16 protein-coding genes are annotated in these 15,757 nt (G+C 58.1%); 5 read left to right on the top strand and 11 right to left on the bottom strand.

Annotation, left to right across the window (positions count from 1 at the left end):
- The first annotated feature begins 51 nt into the window (after window positions 1-51).
- Window positions 52-861, top strand: a complete 810-nt coding sequence (locus tag ACR2TX_RS23775) for an inositol monophosphatase family protein (protein ID WP_156880342.1) — start codon at window positions 52-54, stop codon at window positions 859-861.
- Window positions 862-1,173: 312 nt separating this feature from the next.
- Window positions 1,174-2,571, top strand: coding sequence for a L,D-transpeptidase family protein (locus tag ACR2TX_RS23770; RefSeq protein WP_434113731.1), 1,398 nt, complete (start codon window positions 1,174-1,176; stop codon window positions 2,569-2,571).
- A gap of 138 nt (window positions 2,572-2,709) precedes the next feature.
- Here ACR2TX_RS23770 and ACR2TX_RS23765 read toward each other — a convergent pair whose 3' ends face one another.
- From ACR2TX_RS23765 to ACR2TX_RS23715, 11 genes are all read right to left on the bottom strand, one after another.
- The gene (locus ACR2TX_RS23765; RefSeq protein WP_156881976.1) at window positions 2,710-3,249 is read right to left on the bottom strand and encodes an IS630 family transposase; all 540 of its coding nucleotides are present in this window, start codon (window positions 3,247-3,249) and stop codon (window positions 2,710-2,712) included.
- Window positions 3,246-3,767, bottom strand: a complete 522-nt coding sequence (locus tag ACR2TX_RS23760; protein ID WP_434130815.1) for a helix-turn-helix domain-containing protein — start codon at window positions 3,765-3,767, stop codon at window positions 3,246-3,248. The genes ACR2TX_RS23765 and ACR2TX_RS23760 overlap by 4 nt, the downstream gene beginning before the upstream one ends.
- Before the next feature lie 518 nt (window positions 3,768-4,285).
- Window positions 4,286-5,719 (bottom strand): nitrous oxide reductase accessory protein NosL, encoded by a 1,434-nt coding sequence (locus ACR2TX_RS23755; protein ID WP_077728776.1) that lies wholly within the window; start codon window positions 5,717-5,719, stop codon window positions 4,286-4,288.
- Window positions 5,703-6,239: a TlpA family protein disulfide reductase gene (locus tag ACR2TX_RS23750; protein ID WP_077728777.1), complete on the bottom strand. Its 537-nt coding sequence runs from the start codon at window positions 6,237-6,239 to the stop codon at window positions 5,703-5,705. Before ACR2TX_RS23750 ends, ACR2TX_RS23755 begins: the two co-directional genes overlap by 17 nt.
- Window positions 6,236-6,739, bottom strand: a complete 504-nt coding sequence (locus ACR2TX_RS23745) for a nitrous oxide reductase accessory protein NosL (protein WP_077728778.1) — start codon at window positions 6,737-6,739, stop codon at window positions 6,236-6,238. The genes ACR2TX_RS23750 and ACR2TX_RS23745 overlap by 4 nt, the downstream gene beginning before the upstream one ends.
- A 15-nt stretch (window positions 6,740-6,754) precedes the next feature.
- On the bottom strand, window positions 6,755-7,744 hold the full coding sequence (locus ACR2TX_RS23740) for a hypothetical protein (protein ID WP_347257864.1): 990 nt from the start codon (window positions 7,742-7,744) through the stop codon (window positions 6,755-6,757).
- Window positions 7,745-7,746: 2 nt separating this feature from the next.
- Complete coding sequence (locus ACR2TX_RS23735; RefSeq protein WP_077728780.1) at window positions 7,747-8,427, bottom strand: ABC transporter ATP-binding protein; 681 nt, start codon at window positions 8,425-8,427, stop codon at window positions 7,747-7,749.
- A gap of 3 nt (window positions 8,428-8,430) precedes the next feature.
- Window positions 8,431-9,681, bottom strand: a complete 1,251-nt coding sequence (locus ACR2TX_RS23730; RefSeq protein WP_347257860.1) for an ABC transporter permease — start codon at window positions 9,679-9,681, stop codon at window positions 8,431-8,433.
- Window positions 9,665-9,976 (bottom strand): hypothetical protein, encoded by a 312-nt coding sequence (locus ACR2TX_RS23725; RefSeq protein ID WP_077728782.1) that lies wholly within the window; start codon window positions 9,974-9,976, stop codon window positions 9,665-9,667. The genes ACR2TX_RS23730 and ACR2TX_RS23725 overlap by 17 nt, the downstream gene beginning before the upstream one ends.
- Window positions 9,977-10,225: 249 nt before the next feature.
- A complete protein-coding gene (locus tag ACR2TX_RS23720) occupies window positions 10,226-11,641 on the bottom strand; it encodes an urease accessory protein UreH domain-containing protein (RefSeq protein WP_434130812.1) in 1,416 nt (471 codons plus the stop codon).
- A 275-nt stretch (window positions 11,642-11,916) separates the two neighbouring features.
- The gene (locus tag ACR2TX_RS23715; protein ID WP_077728784.1) at window positions 11,917-12,345 is read right to left on the bottom strand and encodes an FxsA family protein; all 429 of its coding nucleotides are present in this window, start codon (window positions 12,343-12,345) and stop codon (window positions 11,917-11,919) included.
- A 47-nt stretch (window positions 12,346-12,392) separates the two neighbouring features.
- On the opposite strand from ACR2TX_RS23715, the gene cutA reads away from it, so the two are divergent.
- The 3 genes from cutA (at window position 12,393) to ACR2TX_RS23700 (ending at window position 15,712) form a co-directional block, all read left to right on the top strand.
- On the top strand, window positions 12,393-12,722 hold the full coding sequence (gene cutA, locus ACR2TX_RS23710) for a divalent-cation tolerance protein CutA (protein ID WP_434113720.1): 330 nt from the start codon (window positions 12,393-12,395) through the stop codon (window positions 12,720-12,722).
- A gap of 219 nt (window positions 12,723-12,941) precedes the next feature.
- The gene (locus ACR2TX_RS23705; RefSeq protein WP_434130810.1) at window positions 12,942-15,191 is read left to right on the top strand and encodes a protein-disulfide reductase DsbD; all 2,250 of its coding nucleotides are present in this window, start codon (window positions 12,942-12,944) and stop codon (window positions 15,189-15,191) included.
- On the top strand, window positions 15,188-15,712 hold the full coding sequence (locus ACR2TX_RS23700) for a TlpA family protein disulfide reductase (RefSeq protein WP_156880356.1): 525 nt from the start codon (window positions 15,188-15,190) through the stop codon (window positions 15,710-15,712). The genes ACR2TX_RS23705 and ACR2TX_RS23700 overlap by 4 nt, the downstream gene beginning before the upstream one ends.
- Window positions 15,713-15,757 lie beyond the last annotated feature (45 nt).

Below are 15,757 nucleotides of genomic sequence, written 5' to 3'. Positions count from 1 at the left end.
TAACACGGTTGTTGGACACTCATTCACTGAGCCCACCAAGGCATAGCCTTCATGCTTCCTCATCTCGACGATCTCGCGATTCTGGTTAAAGCGGTAGCCAAGGAAGAATTGCTGCCCCGGTTTGCGGGAACCGAACGCCGGTTCAAACCCGACGGCAGCGTCGTTACCGAAGCCGATTTCGCCGTGCAAAAGCGGCTGACTATTGAATTGCGCGAGCGTTATCCGGCGTTCGAACTGCTGGGCGAAGAAATGGACGCTCAGCGGCAACAAGAACTGCTGGCGCAAAACGATAACGGGCTCTGGTGTCTGGATCCCCTGGACGGAACCAGCAACTTCGCCGCAGGTCTGCCTTTTTTCGGTATTTCGCTGGCTTTGCTCATCGAGCGCAAACCGGTCTTGGGGATCGTCTACGATCCTATCCGCAATGAATGCTTCACCGCGCAGCGCGATCATGGCGCCTGGCTGAACGGCGTTCGACTCAGGGTTCGCCCCACGGATCTGCCGCTGCGGCGCAGCTTGGCAGTGGTGGATTTTAAACGCTTGGGGCCGCTGGCGGCGAAGCTGGCCGCCCGTCCCCCATACAGTTCGCAACGCAATCTAGGTTCGGTGGCTTTGGAGTGGTGCTGGCTCGCAGTCGGCCGATTCCATGTTTATCTGCACGGCAAACAAAAGCTCTGGGACTATGCCGCGGGCGCGCTGATCTTATCCGAAGCCGGAGGCCATGCGGAGACCCTGCAAGGTGAGCCGATTTTCAGCCCGGAATTGCAGCCCCGTTCGGTGGTCGCTGCCGGCGATGCACGTCTGTTCGAGGAATGGAAGACCTGGCTGGTTGAACAGTCGAGCGGCGTCGATTCTCCCTGATCTTTTTCATGCGGCAGGACTTCCGTTTCCGGCCTGATGTGTCTCGGCCGCAGAGCCGATTGCGAAATCACATTGTCCGTTTATCCCTCGATATGGTCCGATCGTCGCCGTGAGCCGGGATATCGGCGACATGCGGCGTTCGATGCCAGTGATATCCTATCGCAACCTTGAGCATGGAGATGGGGCGGAACGGAAGCCGAGTCGATGCCGATAACGACGCACCGCGAAATCGATGGCCCAGATATGGAGTGGTATGGGCATGTACCTTGCATAAACGGCTATTTTTTGGCCAGACGCGGAGGGGTTAATATCGTGAGTGATGCTGTTCTTGTACGCCAAGGCGCGCCATATTCGGATCGTCCGGTACACGCCGGCGATTTCAATCGCACAAGGGCCTTTAGTCAGCCCCTCGCTCAACTGCGCTTGCCGCTGCTCCTTCTTGTTGCCGGTTTTCTTCACGCCTGCGCTTGGTCGCCTTTCCGGCAGGAAGAGCCGAAAGCCCCTCCCGAGCCGCTGGTCGAAAACATCGAGGGCAACCGCTTTGCGTTGGGAAAAGACGACAGTGTCGTCGGACAACTGGCGACGGTGAAGATAGCGGAAGGGGATTCTCTTCCGGACGTGGCTCGACATTTCGGTCTGGGCCTGGAAGGGGTCGGTGAGGCCAATCCCGATATCGATCTATGGGCGCCGCAGCCGGGCAGCCGGGTTATATTGCCGATGCAGTTCACCCTTCCGGACGCTCCACGCAAGGGCATAGTCGTCAATCTCGCCTCTATGCGCCTTTTTTACTTCCCGAAGAAGAAAGGCGGAGAGGTGGTCACCTATCCTGTCGGCATCGGCCGCGAAGGCCGCTCCACGCCGACCGGCGAAATGCTGGTCGAGCGAAAGACCAGTCATCCGACCTGGCACGTTCCGGAGTCCATTCGCAGGGATCACGAGAAGAAAGGCGATCCTCTTCCGGCGGTGGTGTCGCCTGGCCCCGACAATCCCCTGGGCGACTACGCCATGTATCTGAGCCGTCCGAGCTATTTGATTCACGGCACCAACAAACCGTATGGCATCGGACTTCGTGCGAGTAACGGCTGCGTCCGACTTTACCCGGAAAATATCGAAACGCTTTATCGGGAAGTGCCGGTCAAAACGCCCGTGCGCATCGTCAATCAGCCCTATTTGGTGGGGTGGCGCAACGGCGAACTTTATCTGGAGGCCCATAAGCCTCATGAGGAACTCAATGCAAAGCAGCTCAAGAAAAATCTGATGGCCGCGCTCAAGAAAATCGAAAAGAAGCAGGAGCGAAAGCTGGATTGGCCACGCATCGAGCAGATCGTGAGCGAGGCTCGGGGCATTCCGGTACCCATTTTCGAGAACAGCGAAAATCTCGCTCGGCTGGTGAGTCAAGCCGTGGCTCTGAAATATCCCGATGAGCTATACGGTCGGCCGAAAACGCCGGCGATGACCGATAGCGGCTGGTACATCACGGCGCTGGAATCCGGGGACGAATTGAGCGCTCAGCGTTTGGCGGCGGTTCTGAATCATCAGGGACCGCAGATTCCGGCCCGGGTGGTGGCCCTGGAGAACGGACGCTTCAAAGTCATCGCCGGCCCCTTCAAAGACAGCAAGGCGACCAAGGCGGCGGCGAAGCGGATGAAGATCGATCTGGATATCACGGGCGATATCGTGTCGCCGAAAGAGCGCGTGAGTCTCAAATAGCGTTTATCCCCGAGGCGGCATCCGAACGCCGGTAACGGCTGCCGCCTCGTCCCGGCGGCGTCGATCGCCTCGGGCGAGATGGTCCGATTTCAGGTCGTAGGTCGGCAATCCTTTGCCGACGACCCTCGCTAAGTACATTCATGAAACTTTTACGGCATAGGAACCGATAATCGAGAGCACCAGCTGTGGAGAGCGGTTGTGACGGTCGAAGAACTCGCGGGCGGCTTGGAGCAAGGCGGCTACCGTCTCGAAGAGTTCGCAATGGGTCACTTCGCGGCGGAAATGGCGCCACAGCATCTCGATCGGGTTGAGCCAAGGGCTATAGGTCGGCAAGTACAGCAGGACCAGTCGCCCGGCGGCTCCGCGCACGACCGCTTCGATCTCGTCGTCTTGATGCGTGTCGGCATTGTCCCACGCGACGTAAATCGTCCCCGTGGGATGCTGGTCCACTATGGCTTGCAGCAGTTCGGCCACCTCCCGACGGCGCTTGTGTCGTTTGAATAAGACCACGGTTTCACCGGTATGGTAATTCACCGCTCCCAACCCATAGCGCTTCTTAGGCTGACCTGGGGTCGGAATCATAATTTGCTGGCCTACCGGGCTCCACAACGCCGTCAAGGTAGGCAGCCAACTGAGGTTAAACTCGTCGGCGTAGTAAAACACATCGCCCGGTTTCAAGTGATCACGGGTGTCTTCGACCGCTTTTTTTTCACCGCATAGTCTGGATCAGGGCTGCTGATCTTATGCTGCGGACGACTGAGCACAATCCCTTCGCGCTTCAAGGTTTGGCGCAGGGTTTCCAGAGCGATGCGAATCCCGGTTTGCTCGGCCAGGTAATCCACCAGCCGTTGCAGGGTCCATATGGAAAACGGCAGGTCCAAACTGCGCGGACGGCGCCGTACCGCCGCCACCAGGGCGGCCCGATACGCCGCCGTCACTTTGGCTTGCCGTCCCGCTCGCGGCGCATCTTTCAGCCCGTCCACGCCTTCGCTCTGATGCCGTTTCAGCCACCGCACCACGGTATCCTCGCTCTCCCGCACGATCCCCGCGATCTCCAGCGCTTTGAGACCCCGCTCGGCCGAGAGCAAGACCATCTGGGCACGAGTTCGGAGTCGTGGGTCCTTGGTCTTTCGATACAGGGTGTCTAACTCACTCTGTTGCGCTTTGCCCAACGGGGGGATCAGGATGGCTTTCATGCCGCCAGTGTACGCCCTTTCCGCAGAACTTTATGGGATGTACTTAGAGCATTTTCATACCGATTGTACGGGCACTCGCGAGTAGGTCGGGAATCCCTTCCAATCGCAAACGGTCGCTTTAGTCGCGACCCTTCCCGACGATGTCGTTGGGCCAACGGGTTCGTCGGCAAAGGATTGCCGACCTACGACTGTAGCACCCTGTAGGTCGGGAATCCTTTCCCGACGCCATGCTCCGGCCGAGCGTCTTCATCGGCAAAGGATTGCCGAATGCTTGAATCCATTCACCCGAGCCGAAAGCCCAACGACGTCCGCCAAGCCGGTTTTGCCGTACGAGCGAGATAAAAACGCTCTAACTCCAAAGCGCTTTAAATCAAGGAGTCAATTCTTGTAGGGGATTGGGCCGCGAGGCCGTAACCTACCGGGCGAGGTTGCGGAATCGGTGGGTTACGGCACGCGGAGACATCACCGTAATTTTCCGGAATCGGCGCAATGCGTGCCTAACCCACCCTACAAAGGTATCAAAACTCCGGAGCGGCGCGGTAAGTCCAGGTAACGGCCAAATTGCCGAAAAAGCCGTCCCCCAGTTGGACCTGGTCGAATTCGCGGCGGGGATTGGCGAGCACTACGTGCTTGGTGTTCAGATCTTCATAAATCGGCAAGCCGACCGACCCGCGCAGCTTGAAGTTTCCGCCGAAAGCGTTGAGAAAGCGGTAGTCGAAGACGAATGCAAGATTGGTCACGGTGCCGCCGCTGTTCCCGATCTTGTAGCCGTGGTCTTCGCTTTTTTGCGTGTAGCTGGCGTCCATCTCGATGCCCAACATCAGATCATAGTTCGGCGTGTAGTGGAAAGCCGCGCCGACGGTGGCGACGTCGCCGAAGGCAAAGTCGTTGTCATTTTCCGGGTTGACGGTGTAGAGGGCCGAACCGTGAAACCAGAAATCTTTCCAGCGCTGCGAGTAGAGCAACCCGCCGGTGAAGGTGGCGGTGTCTTTGCCCAGCTGTAGAGCGGGGCCGGTGGAAACGAGCCTTCTCCCGGCCACGGGATCCGTGGTCGCTCCCCTCTCGCCGTCGAACTGTCCCGTCGGCAAGGTGGTGCCGAGCAGAATGGTCCCGAATTTGTCCCAGCGGGTGCTGCGCCAGAAGTTATAGCGTCCTTCCAGGGTAATGTCGCCGATGCCGTTTTCCTCGCCGACGGTTTCCCTGACGCTGGTGGGCGACGTTCTGACTAGCGTCTTGGTTCTACGTTCGAACCAGGGGACGTTGACGAAAAGAGAGAGATTGTCGGTGGGCGAGTAGTTGACGATCAGTGCCTGCTGATGCGCCTGGACTTCTTTCGGAGCCCGCGGCTGGGTCCTGTTGCTGTTGATGAACTCGCTGGGATCGGTGCTGTTTGAGCCTGCTTTGACCTGGTCTTTCTGCATGTAGCCGTAGACGGCGCCGATGCTGAAGGCTCCCGCTCCCGGCGTCACTGCCGTACGGATACGGAATGGCGCGGTGGTCCCGACCGGCGAGACATCCTGATAGGCGATCCCGAAGTCGATCACGTCGCCCCCTTCCTTGGCGGCGAATGCCTCGGCCTCTTCCCGGTTGGCGAAAGCGATATAGTTCGGAACCATATCCGGAATGACGCGGCTGCCGATGACATAAATGGCGTCTTCGGCATCTATCAGCTTGCCGGAGACCCAGTCGTGCACTTTTACCGATTCGAAGGCGGAAAGTCCGCCGGCATCGTCGACCTCGCGCAGCATGCAGGCGACGCCGCAGGTGAATTTTTTCTTGCCGTCCTTGTAAACCAATTCGGCGGCACTCTTTAGGTACTGATCGATGTACATACCACAGACCCGGCAGCTTTCCCGTTCATGGGGCTCCTCGGCCGAGACCGCAAACGATATGAGCAGAAGCTGGCATATCGCCAATGCTGGCCCCAAGCCAAATCTAATGAGTGCCGTCATAAAATCCCCCTTTGTATAGCACTGTGGTCAAAAGCTTTTCGAAAGTGTCGATACTGGCTTCCCCGGTGATCTTCTCCCGCACGATGCCTTTCTCGTCGAGCACCAGGGTCGTCGGCAAGCCGATTACGCCGAACTGCCGGGCTACTTTTCCGTATTCGTCCACCAGCATCGGATAAGTGACGTGATCGAACTTCCGGAACCGCTCGTCCGCCTCGACGGGCCGGCTTTCGTGTATGGCGACCGGCAGGAAACCTTTGTCCTTATATTTTTGATAGAGGGTTTCCAGGGCCAGGACGGTTTCTTTGTTGCAGTGGGAGCAATCCATAGCCCAGAAGCGCACCAGGACCACCTTGCCCCGGATGTCCTTGGGCAGCGTCACGGGATTTCCGTGAAAATCGGTGAGCGTGACGACGGGCGCCATGTCGCCGATCTGCAAGCCCGGCCGTCGACCGTTGCAGGCGCCGAGCGACGCCATGATCGACGCGGCCAATAAAAGTCGAATCCAAAATGTGATCGTCATGAACGCCGGTCCAGCGATTCGATGACGGCCGGGGTCACATCCTGAAAGCGCAAGATCTTGGTGCCCTTGTGGTCCTCCAGAAATTCCTGGGCGGACTCTTGATCCCTGAAGGGGAGCAATTCATGACCCATGGGGCCCAGCACGTCCGAGCCGATCACGTAAAATGCGGGCTTGGCTTCGATCAGTTCGACTTCGTAATAATCCGTGACGTAAATGGCGACGATTTGGTCCGCCGTTTTCCCCGGTGTGTATTTGGACGTGTCGAAGATATGCTTGAACATATCCTTGGCGCCGTCGTAAAAGTACGAGGTGCCGTCCTTAAAAACGATCTGCGCCACCCACTTCGGATATTTGTAGACGAACATGCCGCAGACCGGGCAGCGGTCGCTCTTCTTGAGCACCGCCTTTCCTGCTGCGTCGGCGACGGAGCCGGGAACGACCCGGGACAAAGCCAGCGCCGCGAGGGCGCGCAAACAGTTCCTTCGGGATCGATCGGTCATGATGGCTACCTTAACTTACAAAATGAGATTCGAGATCGCGATTCGATACGTCACGATGGATGCGAAAGCCGTGTAGGACACGATCGAGGTCAATGCGAGTCTTCTTAGCAGCGATGGTATTGCCGAGCTCAGGCTTGCTATCCCGCGGAACGGGATCAGGACGGCGATGCCCGCGCCGGCGACTACGGCGCTGAACAACAGGATGTATAGCAGATAACCGATGTAGTTATATTCCTCCATGATGATGCAGAACGGACAATGGTGGGTCGGCAATTCGTAGATATAAAGCGAGATGCAGGAAATGATCGCGACTATGGAGACGAAGAAGGCCACTACCGCCAAAGCGGAATAGACATAGCCGCCTTTTCCCCGAAGATAGAAATAAATGCCGGAGAGCAGCGCCGCGGCAATGCTGATATAAAAAGCCCAGAGCGTGGGTAATGCCGGCAGGGCCGCGATTTCCGAGCCGAGTCCCTCGACCCGTTCGCTGCTGAAAAGGGCGCCGCAGCACGAGGTGATGACATTGGCGTCCAGCTTCAGGAAATAAGCCAGTTCCACAATCGTTTCGGCCACGATGAACGGGGCGATGACCGCCAGCAGGAGGTATTTTTTCCTGATGAGAGGGTAGTCGTAAGCCTGATTGTCCGCGTGGTTCAGCACCAGCCAGAGTCCCGCCAGCAGGAAATTGCCGACCTTCAGGATCAGGGTCGGATAACCGAAGGCATTCACGCTCAAGGCCCCCGCGGCGCACATGGCGCCGACGAACAGCGGGTAGAGCGTGTCGGCGGTGAACACGTAAAGGAACAGCGAGATCAGTTGCAGCCCGAAGGTATAGGACAGCAGCGTCGAGACCAGGTAGGTCCGCCGCTCCAGGGTCAGCTGCAGTTCGCTGCCGCTCTCGATGTTCCAGTGGCGATAGATCTGTAGCCCATAGTAGGCCGAATAAACCACCATCAGGCTCACCGTCAGCGCGGCGATGATATTGGCGATCACCGCCGGATGCATGATCACGGCGCTTCTCCTTCGAGCCGGCCGTCCCGCAGCCGGACCACCTCGTCGACGACGCTGGCCTGGTACACCAGGGGGTCGTGGCTGGTAATCAGGACCGTTTTGCCGTCTTTTTTGAACGTTTCCACGATTTCGAGGAATCTGTAAGAGAGCTTGGTGTCCAGGTTGGAGGTTGGCTCATCCGCGATGATGACGGACGGGTCGTTGATCAGTGCTCGGACGATGCCCACCCGCTGCGCTTCGCCGCCGGACAGCCACTCGATGCGCGAGTGTGCCTTGCGGGAAAGGTCTAGCCTGTCGAGCAGATGCATCGCGCGCTCCTTGAGCGGCCCATGCCGTTCGCCCAAGGGGTAGGCGGGCAGCATGACGTTTTCCAGTGCAGTGATCCCCTTGATCAGATTGTGCTGTTGGAAGATGAAGCCGAAGGTCTTGCGGCGGATATCGGTCAGAAAGCGTTCCGGCAAGCTGGTGATTTCGCGTCCGCTCAGTTTCACCCGTCCGGCGGTAGGGCGCGACATGCAGCCGATGATGCTGAGCAGGGTGGTCTTCCCCGAGCCGCTGGGGCCGGTCAGAACGGTGACCTTGTTGGAGCTGATGTTGAGGCTGATGCCGTTGAGCGCCGAGTATTCGCTCGGCTTGCCTGTGTTGAATACTTTGCGGACGTCGAAAAGCTCGATCATGAATCACTCTCCCGTATGGCGCATGGCGGTGTCCGGATCGATGGTCGCCGCCCGCCAGGCCGGAACGATGGTGGATACCGTGTAGGGCACCACCGTGAGGAAGAAGAGGGTGGTCAATTGTTCGGCGCTTACGAAAGGCATCAGCTTGAACTGCGGATACAGGGTCGACCAGCCTTTCAAAGCCGGTTCGAACACCAGGGAATGGGTGAAGAATACGTGGATGTAAGCGAGGATCACGCCGCCGAGAAATGCGGTCAGCGAAATCACCGCGCCTTCCCAGAATTTCATGCGGATGATGTCCGAGGTTTCCCATCCGATGGCCTTCAGTATGCCGATTTCGCGCCGCTCCCCGGCGCTGAGCCCGGAGGCCTTGTCCCAGGCGAAGATGACGAATGCCAGGACCGCCGCGGACAGGATCACGATCATCATGCCGCCGCGCCAGTTGAAGATCGAGTCGTAGGTGCGGAGGATCTCGTCCCGTATGATCGGGCGGGAATCGGGAAACAGCCGGGTGATCTTGGCGGCGATCGTGGAAAGCTCCTCGGGATTTCTGACCGAGACCGCCAGATCGGTCACATAGTTCTCGGGGATGCCGAAAAATCTGCGGAAGTCGGGCTCGGTCATCAGGATCAGATCGGAGGAGACAAGTTCCGACGCGGAGGAAAGCGTGTCCTTGATTCTCAAGGGCATTCCTTCGCCGGCATGGGTGCGGAACAGTATGAATTCGCCCTTGCCGGCATTCCGCACCCGGGCGATGCCGTTGCCGATGACGATGTTTCCCGCGCCGATCGTTTCGGCGCCGACGAGAGGCATGGCTTGCTCTTCAGGGCCGTGGCGGTGCTCGTTTTCGGTCACGACCGTGCGCATCGGCTCGGTCTCGGCTTGTTCCGTCGCTGTCGTGGCGGGCGGCACCAGCAAGGTGTAGTTGGCTCCGAAAACAGGGTCGAAATAATAGCCCCAGAGCCGCCCCTCGACTGCCTGCACGCCCCGGATTTTCAGAATTTCGTCCCGATAGCGCAGCGGCATGAGGTCGTGCCGTCCCGCCACGACTTTTTGGACGATCATTTCCGGTGACTCTCGAAGGACGAGGGATGCCTCTTTCTTGATCGCGTGGGTAAAGAACATCACCGAGGCCAGGATGAACACGATCAAGGCGTACAGGATCAAGAGGCCAATGTTCTTCACCTTGCGCCGCAGCAGCGACGACAGGGTGAAATCGATGATGTATTTCTGCTTCTCAATCCAACTCTTCATTGATTTTCCGAATGTTTTCCGGTGCGCCCAGGAAGGAGCCGGAAGGGAAATGCTCCAGGGATATGGGATGGTCCTGAAAGGGTGTGCTCAAGTCCGCTTGCGAGAGATGACGCGTGTAGCGGGCCTCGGTAAACAGGCATAGATCGGTGAGATGGAGTGCCTTTACCAAAGCCCGTTTTTCAGTCAATTCCGGTGGATGCGTCCGAGTGGAGATTGCGGCGTGCAGGAGCAACAAACCGAGGATGGCCGATTGCGCTGCGATCGCCGATAAAAAAACGCTCGATTTCCTGGTCATTGTTCTTGTGAATTGTCTTGTGTTTCGGTCTGCGGCGCGTCTTTCCTCAAACTATGCTCTGCCGCTGGCGGGGGGGCGAAGAGAAGAGTGTGACCGCCATGCAACAGGTATGCCTGAATTTGAGACCTTTTTTGATCGGAGTTTTCCGATGTTCATGTGCGTTGATTGCGGCGGAAGTGTGGGAAATCCCGCTTCGGTAGTGTAAATCCCACAGTTTTCGGCGATACGTCGACCGCTCGACAACTTCGCTCATTCGGGCGGGCGACGGCCGGGTTGTTCGTCGCTCTTCCCCTGTTCTGGGCCGGCGGCGTCTTCTTGCACGATGAAGCTGCCGGGAATCATGCCCATCCAGCAACTCCAGGGAATCACGCCGGCCTGTTGCGGCGTGAACTCGACGGTTTGCTCGCCTTTTACCACGTCGAATTCGAGCCCCAGAGACGGGACAATGATCCGGTGGTTGCAGTAGTTCAGTTCCTTTCCCTCGATGATCCACTTCACGGGAACGCCTTTTTTCAGTACGAACGTGTCCGGTTTAAAACCCCGCTTATTGACCTCCATGCGGATCACCTGGTAATCGCCGGCGGGAGCCGTGGAGTCCTCTTTCTTGGTCAAATTTTCCAGGCGGGTTGCGGCCAAGGTCGCCAAGGTCCGAAAGTCGTAGCCGGAGCCGCTCATGATCAGGCCTCGATTCAGCATGATGAGTCCGAGGGCCATCACCAGAAAGGCGGATACTTTCAAGAGTCCTCGGGTCGCCTGGGCGGAAATCAGGCTGGTCAGCACCCCGAAGCCGAACAATATCGGCAATGTGCCCAGCCCGAAGACGAAAAGGAGCTTGGAGCCTTCGATAAAGCTGCCGGTGCCGGCGGCCATGATGTACATGGCCTGGAGCGGACCGCAGGCGATCATCAGACCGTTCAGCAGGCCGATCAGGAATGGACTTTTGCTTTTTTGCGTCCTGCCGTATACGAAGCGGTTCAAGAATGTCGGTATGCGAATGTGAACGCGCCGGAGGCTCTTGAACCAGTCCAGCATGTTGAGGCCGAACACGATCAGGAAGATGCCGGCCGCGATCGCGGCGATGCCACGGATTTCCGGGGTAAAGGCTATGAACGAACCGAGCAGCCCGAATAGGCCGCCGATCAGGGTATACGATAAGGTCTTGCCGACCCCGTAAAGGACGTGGGAGAGCACCAAGGAACGTTTGCCGGTCGCGGCGGCGCTCGCGGTATAGCCGACAACGAAACCGCCGCACATTCCCACGCAGTGAAAACCGGTGACGAAGCCGATCAGAAACAAGAGGCCATAGCTCATGCTACGATCGAACTCTGGCAGGTGCATGCGCTCGGCGAGCTGATCGCCTTGGATCAGGAGTGCGGCAATAACGGTTAGTGAGAGCAGGGCGACCAGCAATCGTCCGAAGGCGCGGAGCCGCGAAGAACCGCCGGCCGGCGCCGGTGAGCATTGATAACCCTGGCTATCGATGGCTTCGATGATTTTTCGGGGATCGGTTCGAGCGGGGTCGAAGCTGACGGTGGCGGTCCCGGCCGCAAAATCGGCCTTGATATCTTGGACCCCGGAAAGTTGGGCCACCGCTTGCTCGATCGTCGTTTCGCATCCCTGGCAGTGCATGCCGTCGACGCGGAATTTCCGGGTTATCATCGCCATCCAATAGTACCTGCTGGGAAATTTCAGCCCGTTACCCGCGGAGCTCAGTAGGGGTGAATTATATTAGCGGATTTTAATGATGACGTTACAAGAGTGTTTCATCAATGTATCGTTTTCGGGCGAATGAGGAGCCTTGAAACAAGGAACCGCGGTAATGATGGCGTTTCTCGTTTTCGGCAAGGATGAATGGCTGCAAAAACTACGCCTCTCGATGAAGCGTGTTCAAAGCACGGCTCGGATAATAGTTGGCGGGAAACCGCGAAAGGCGTTATGAGTCAGTCTTCACGCTTAAATTCGCCTTCTATCGTGTGCCGGGTTTCGCGTGTCGTCTTTCCGGGAGGGTGGGAAATGCCGCTTTCGAGAATACGTTGCGCGATTCGTTTCCGGGTGGCCGGCAGCAGGCAGAACAATGCCAGCATATCGCTGATGAAGCCGGGTATCAGCAACAGCAAACCCCCGGCGGCTATCAAGCCGCCTTCGATCATCTCGCGGGCCGGCAATTCGCCACGCGCCAAGGCTTGCTGAACCCGGAACCAGGTGGTCCAACCCTGTATTCTCAATAAAAAGCTGCCTAGCGCCGCAGCACCCAGCAACAGGAATAAAGTGGGGAAAAAACCCAGCGAACCGACGAGTTTGATCAGTAAATAAATCTCCAAGACCGGCAAGCTCAACAGCGCGAGCAATAACCATTGACCGATGTTCATTAAGCCCTCATACGTTTAGAATTCCGATTAATCCAGTGCTTTTTGCCATGTCTACCCAATACTGTCTAGTTTTGTGCACTTGTCCGGATGCGAACACCGCGGAGACGTTGGCTAGGGCGGCGGTCGCCGAACGCCTGGTCGCCTGCGCCAACATCGTTCCCGGACTGACATCCGTTTATCCTTGGGAAGGCAAGATAGAAACGGCTCAGGAGCATCTCCTCCTGATGAAGACCGAAACGGCTTCTTTGGAAGCATTGGAAGTCTTTGTGCGCGAGAAACACCCGTACGAACTTCCCGAATTCATTGCGGTCTCCATACTGCATGGTTCGACCGCGTACCTCGATTGGATCAGCAGATGGCTGCCCCCCGAAAATTGATGGACCGTCCGGACGGATTGCTTCCGGACAGAGTCCGCATCCCCGACCTTCTTCCTACTGAGTGATTTTGTTATGCCGCAGTTCCCCGACAAAGGTATCTACACAGATCGTCACCCCGGCAGGGAGTGCCGGGGTCCAGGCGCCAAGGATGGCAAAGGCCTTTCACATCCCTGTGTTCTGGATTCCGGCAATCCATGCCGGAATGACGGCTTTGCAAACGTGTGCATATACCTTTGGTTCCGCGAGTGGGTTTTTGGGTTGTTGTTTGTCTTTTTGTCGGTCTGGACGGGTGCGGTTTGGGCCATTAGCAGCGATGAGCTTCTGCCGCCCGAACAGGCTTTCCGGGCATCGGCAAAGATCGAGGGCGATGAGGCCTTGGTCGGATTCGACATCGCGGACGGCTATTATCTGTACCGGCAAAAATTCAAGTTCGCGTCCAAGACTTCGGGCGTCGATTTGGGCGAGCCGGTTTTTCCGAAGGGAGAAACCAAACACGACGAATTTTTCGGCGAGATGGAGATTTATCGCGGGCACGTCGATATCCGTCTTCCGTTGATGCGGAGCGGCGGCACCGCCGATGCACTGGCTCTCGACGTAACCTCGCAGGGCTGTGCCGATGCCGGAGTATGCTATCCGCCGTACAAGCGGACGGTGAACGTGGCGTGGCCTCCGACTGGCGCAGGCGGTGCCAAGACCGATTCGCTCGGAAAATTGGCCGAAGCCTTCAAATCGCTGGGCGTGAAAACCCAGCCCGTCGATTTGCTGCCCCCGGATGAGGCGTTCCGTTTCTTCGCCGAGGTCAAGGATGCTGGTACGCTGTGGGTGAGCTGGCAGATTGCCGACGGGTATTATCTTTACCGGGAAAAATTCAAGCTGGCCTTGCTCGGCGAGAGCGGGGTAAAGCTCGGGAGCTATGAGATTCCGCACGGCGAACCCAAGCACGACGAAGAGTTCGGGGCGGTGGAGGTATTCCATCGGGAAGTCGGTTTTGCCGTTCCGCTGTCGCGTGCCGATGGCAAGCCGGTCAATATTCAGTTGCAGGCGAATTATCAGGGCTGCGCGGAGACGGGTGTGTGCTACCCGCCGATGCAGAAAACCGCGAGCCTGGATTTGCCGGCCGGTGGTACCGGAAAAATCGCGTCGGTAGCAAATCCTGCCGAGCCGGTATCGGAGCAGGACCGAATCGCCTTCGCGCTGCAAAGCGATTCCCCCTGGGCGACGGTTCTCAGTTTTCTCGGGTTCGGGCTGCTGCTGGCGTTCACGCCCTGTATTTTTCCGATGATCCCGATTCTGTCGGGCATCATCGTCGGGAATGGCCACACGATCACGACCGGCCGGGCTTTCATGTTGTCCCTCAGCTACGTATTGGCTTCGGCGTTTGCTTATACCGTCTTCGGCGTTTTGGCCGGGCTGTTCGGCAGCAATCTTCAGATTCTGTTTCAAAAGCCCGAAGTCATCGTGGCATTCAGCGCTTTGTTCGTGCTGCTGGCCTTGTCGATGTTCGGCGTTTATACGCTGCAAATGCCCGAATTCATCCAATCCCGCGTGGTTTCCATCAGCAATCAGCAACGCGGCGGCACTCTGACTGGAGCGGCGATCATGGGCGCACTTTCCGCCTTGATCGTCGGGCCGTGCGTGGCGGCGCCCCTGGCCGGCGCGCTAATCTATATCGGCCAGACCGGCGATGCGGTGCTTGGCGGGCTGGCTTTGTTCGCGCTGGGCTTGGGTATGGGTATCCCCTTGCTGGCCATTGGCGCATCGGCAGGCAAGTTGCTGCCCAAGGCCGGGACCTGGATGAATGCGGTGAAGGCCGCTTTCGGCGTGGGTCTTTTGGCGATCGCGGTTTGGCTGCTCGAACGTATTCTGCCCGCCGCCGTATCCATGTTCCTTTGGGCACTGCTGCTGATCATTCCGGCCATTTACCTCGGCGCCCTGGATGCCTTGCCTCATCCGGCCTCCGGATGGCGCAGACTGTGGAAGGGCGTGGGCATCGTCATGCTTACGTACGGGGTGCTGCTGTTGATCGGCGTCGCTTCGGACAGCACCGACCCGCTACAGCCGTTGCGCGGGATCTCTGCGGCGACGGCCAAGGCGTCGCCGCAGTCGATCGCGTTCCGAAAGGTCAGGACCATTGACGACCTGAATCAGCAGGTGGCGGCGGCCGAGGTCGCCGGAAAGTGGGTCATGCTGGATTTCTATGCCGATTGGTGCATCTCCTGTAAGGAAATGGAGCGCTATACCTTCGCCGATCCCAAAGTACAGAATGCGCTCAGCAACGTGGTATTGCTGCAGGCCGATGTCACGCAAAATTCCGCGGACGATCAGGCGCTCTTGCAACGCTTTGGTCTCATCGGTCCGCCGGCGACGCTGTTCTTCGGACCTGATCGGGAGGAGCGGAAATCGTTCCGCGTGGTCGGCTATATGAATGCGGATGAATTTTTGGGACATTTGCAAAGGGCGTTGCAGTGAAATCGACAAAGTTTCTCTACGGATTGCTCGCATTGGCCGCGCTTCTTCTCGGCATTCTCGCCCAAAGCTGGCTGAGCGGAGAGTCGACAGCCCCGAGGAATGGGGCGCCTCCGGAGCCTGTGACGCTCAGGGATCTCGATGGCAATCCGCACGATATCGCCGAATTGAAAGGCAAGATCGTCGTACTCAACTTCTGGGCGACCTGGTGCGCCCCCTGCCGGGAGGAGATGCCGGAGTTCGTCCGATTGCAGACGGAATTGGGCGACAAGGGCGTCCAGTTCGTCGGCATTGCCATAGACGAATCGGAAGCCGTGCAGGACTTCTTAAGAGAGACGCCGGTCAACTATCCGATATGGCTGGGTGACGAACGTGCCGCCGCCTGGGCGGAGAGTCTCGGAAACCGGCTTAACGTCTTGCCGTTCTCCGCCGTTTTCGACCGTGCCGGCCAGCAGGTGGACGCCCATACGGGGCCATTCTCGAGAGAGCAGCTCATGAAGGTTCTCGAAGCGCTGCTTCATTGACCTTTCCGCCAAAACGCGCTAACTGCGTCGAATGTAAGCGAAATC

It is taken from the genome of Methylocaldum sp. GT1BB (genome assembly GCF_051027545.1).
Classification (GTDB): domain Bacteria; phylum Pseudomonadota; class Gammaproteobacteria; order Methylococcales; family Methylococcaceae; genus Methylocaldum.
Note: the sequence above shows the minus strand (reverse complement) of the source record. Positions and strands in the feature narration are given on the sequence as shown.

Excerpts from the sequence above, each read along its gene's own strand:
- ACR2TX_RS23775 (WP_156880342.1), top strand. The coding sequence starts at position 52 with ATGCTTCCTCATCTCGACGATCTCGCGATTCTGGTTAAAGCGGTAGCC.
- ACR2TX_RS23760 (WP_434130815.1), bottom strand. The coding sequence starts at position 3,767 with ATGAAAGCCATCCTGATCCCCCCGTTGGGCAAAGCGCAACAGAGTGAG.
- ACR2TX_RS23755 (WP_077728776.1), bottom strand. The coding sequence starts at position 5,719 with ATGACGGCACTCATTAGATTTGGCTTGGGGCCAGCATTGGCGATATGC.
- ACR2TX_RS23750 (WP_077728777.1), bottom strand. The coding sequence starts at position 6,239 with ATGACGATCACATTTTGGATTCGACTTTTATTGGCCGCGTCGATCATG.
- ACR2TX_RS23745 (WP_077728778.1), bottom strand. The coding sequence starts at position 6,739 with ATGACCGATCGATCCCGAAGGAACTGTTTGCGCGCCCTCGCGGCGCTG.
- ACR2TX_RS23740 (WP_347257864.1), bottom strand. The coding sequence starts at position 7,744 with ATGCATCCGGCGGTGATCGCCAATATCATCGCCGCGCTGACGGTGAGC.
- ACR2TX_RS23735 (WP_077728780.1), bottom strand. The coding sequence starts at position 8,427 with ATGATCGAGCTTTTCGACGTCCGCAAAGTATTCAACACAGGCAAGCCG.
- ACR2TX_RS23730 (WP_347257860.1), bottom strand. The coding sequence starts at position 9,681 with ATGAAGAGTTGGATTGAGAAGCAGAAATACATCATCGATTTCACCCTG.
- ACR2TX_RS23725 (WP_077728782.1), bottom strand. The coding sequence starts at position 9,976 with ATGACCAGGAAATCGAGCGTTTTTTTATCGGCGATCGCAGCGCAATCG.
- ACR2TX_RS23720 (WP_434130812.1), bottom strand. The coding sequence starts at position 11,641 with ATGGCGATGATAACCCGGAAATTCCGCGTCGACGGCATGCACTGCCAG.
- ACR2TX_RS23715 (WP_077728784.1), bottom strand. The coding sequence starts at position 12,345 with ATGAACATCGGTCAATGGTTATTGCTCGCGCTGTTGAGCTTGCCGGTC.
- cutA (WP_434113720.1), top strand. The coding sequence starts at position 12,393 with ATGTCTACCCAATACTGTCTAGTTTTGTGCACTTGTCCGGATGCGAAC.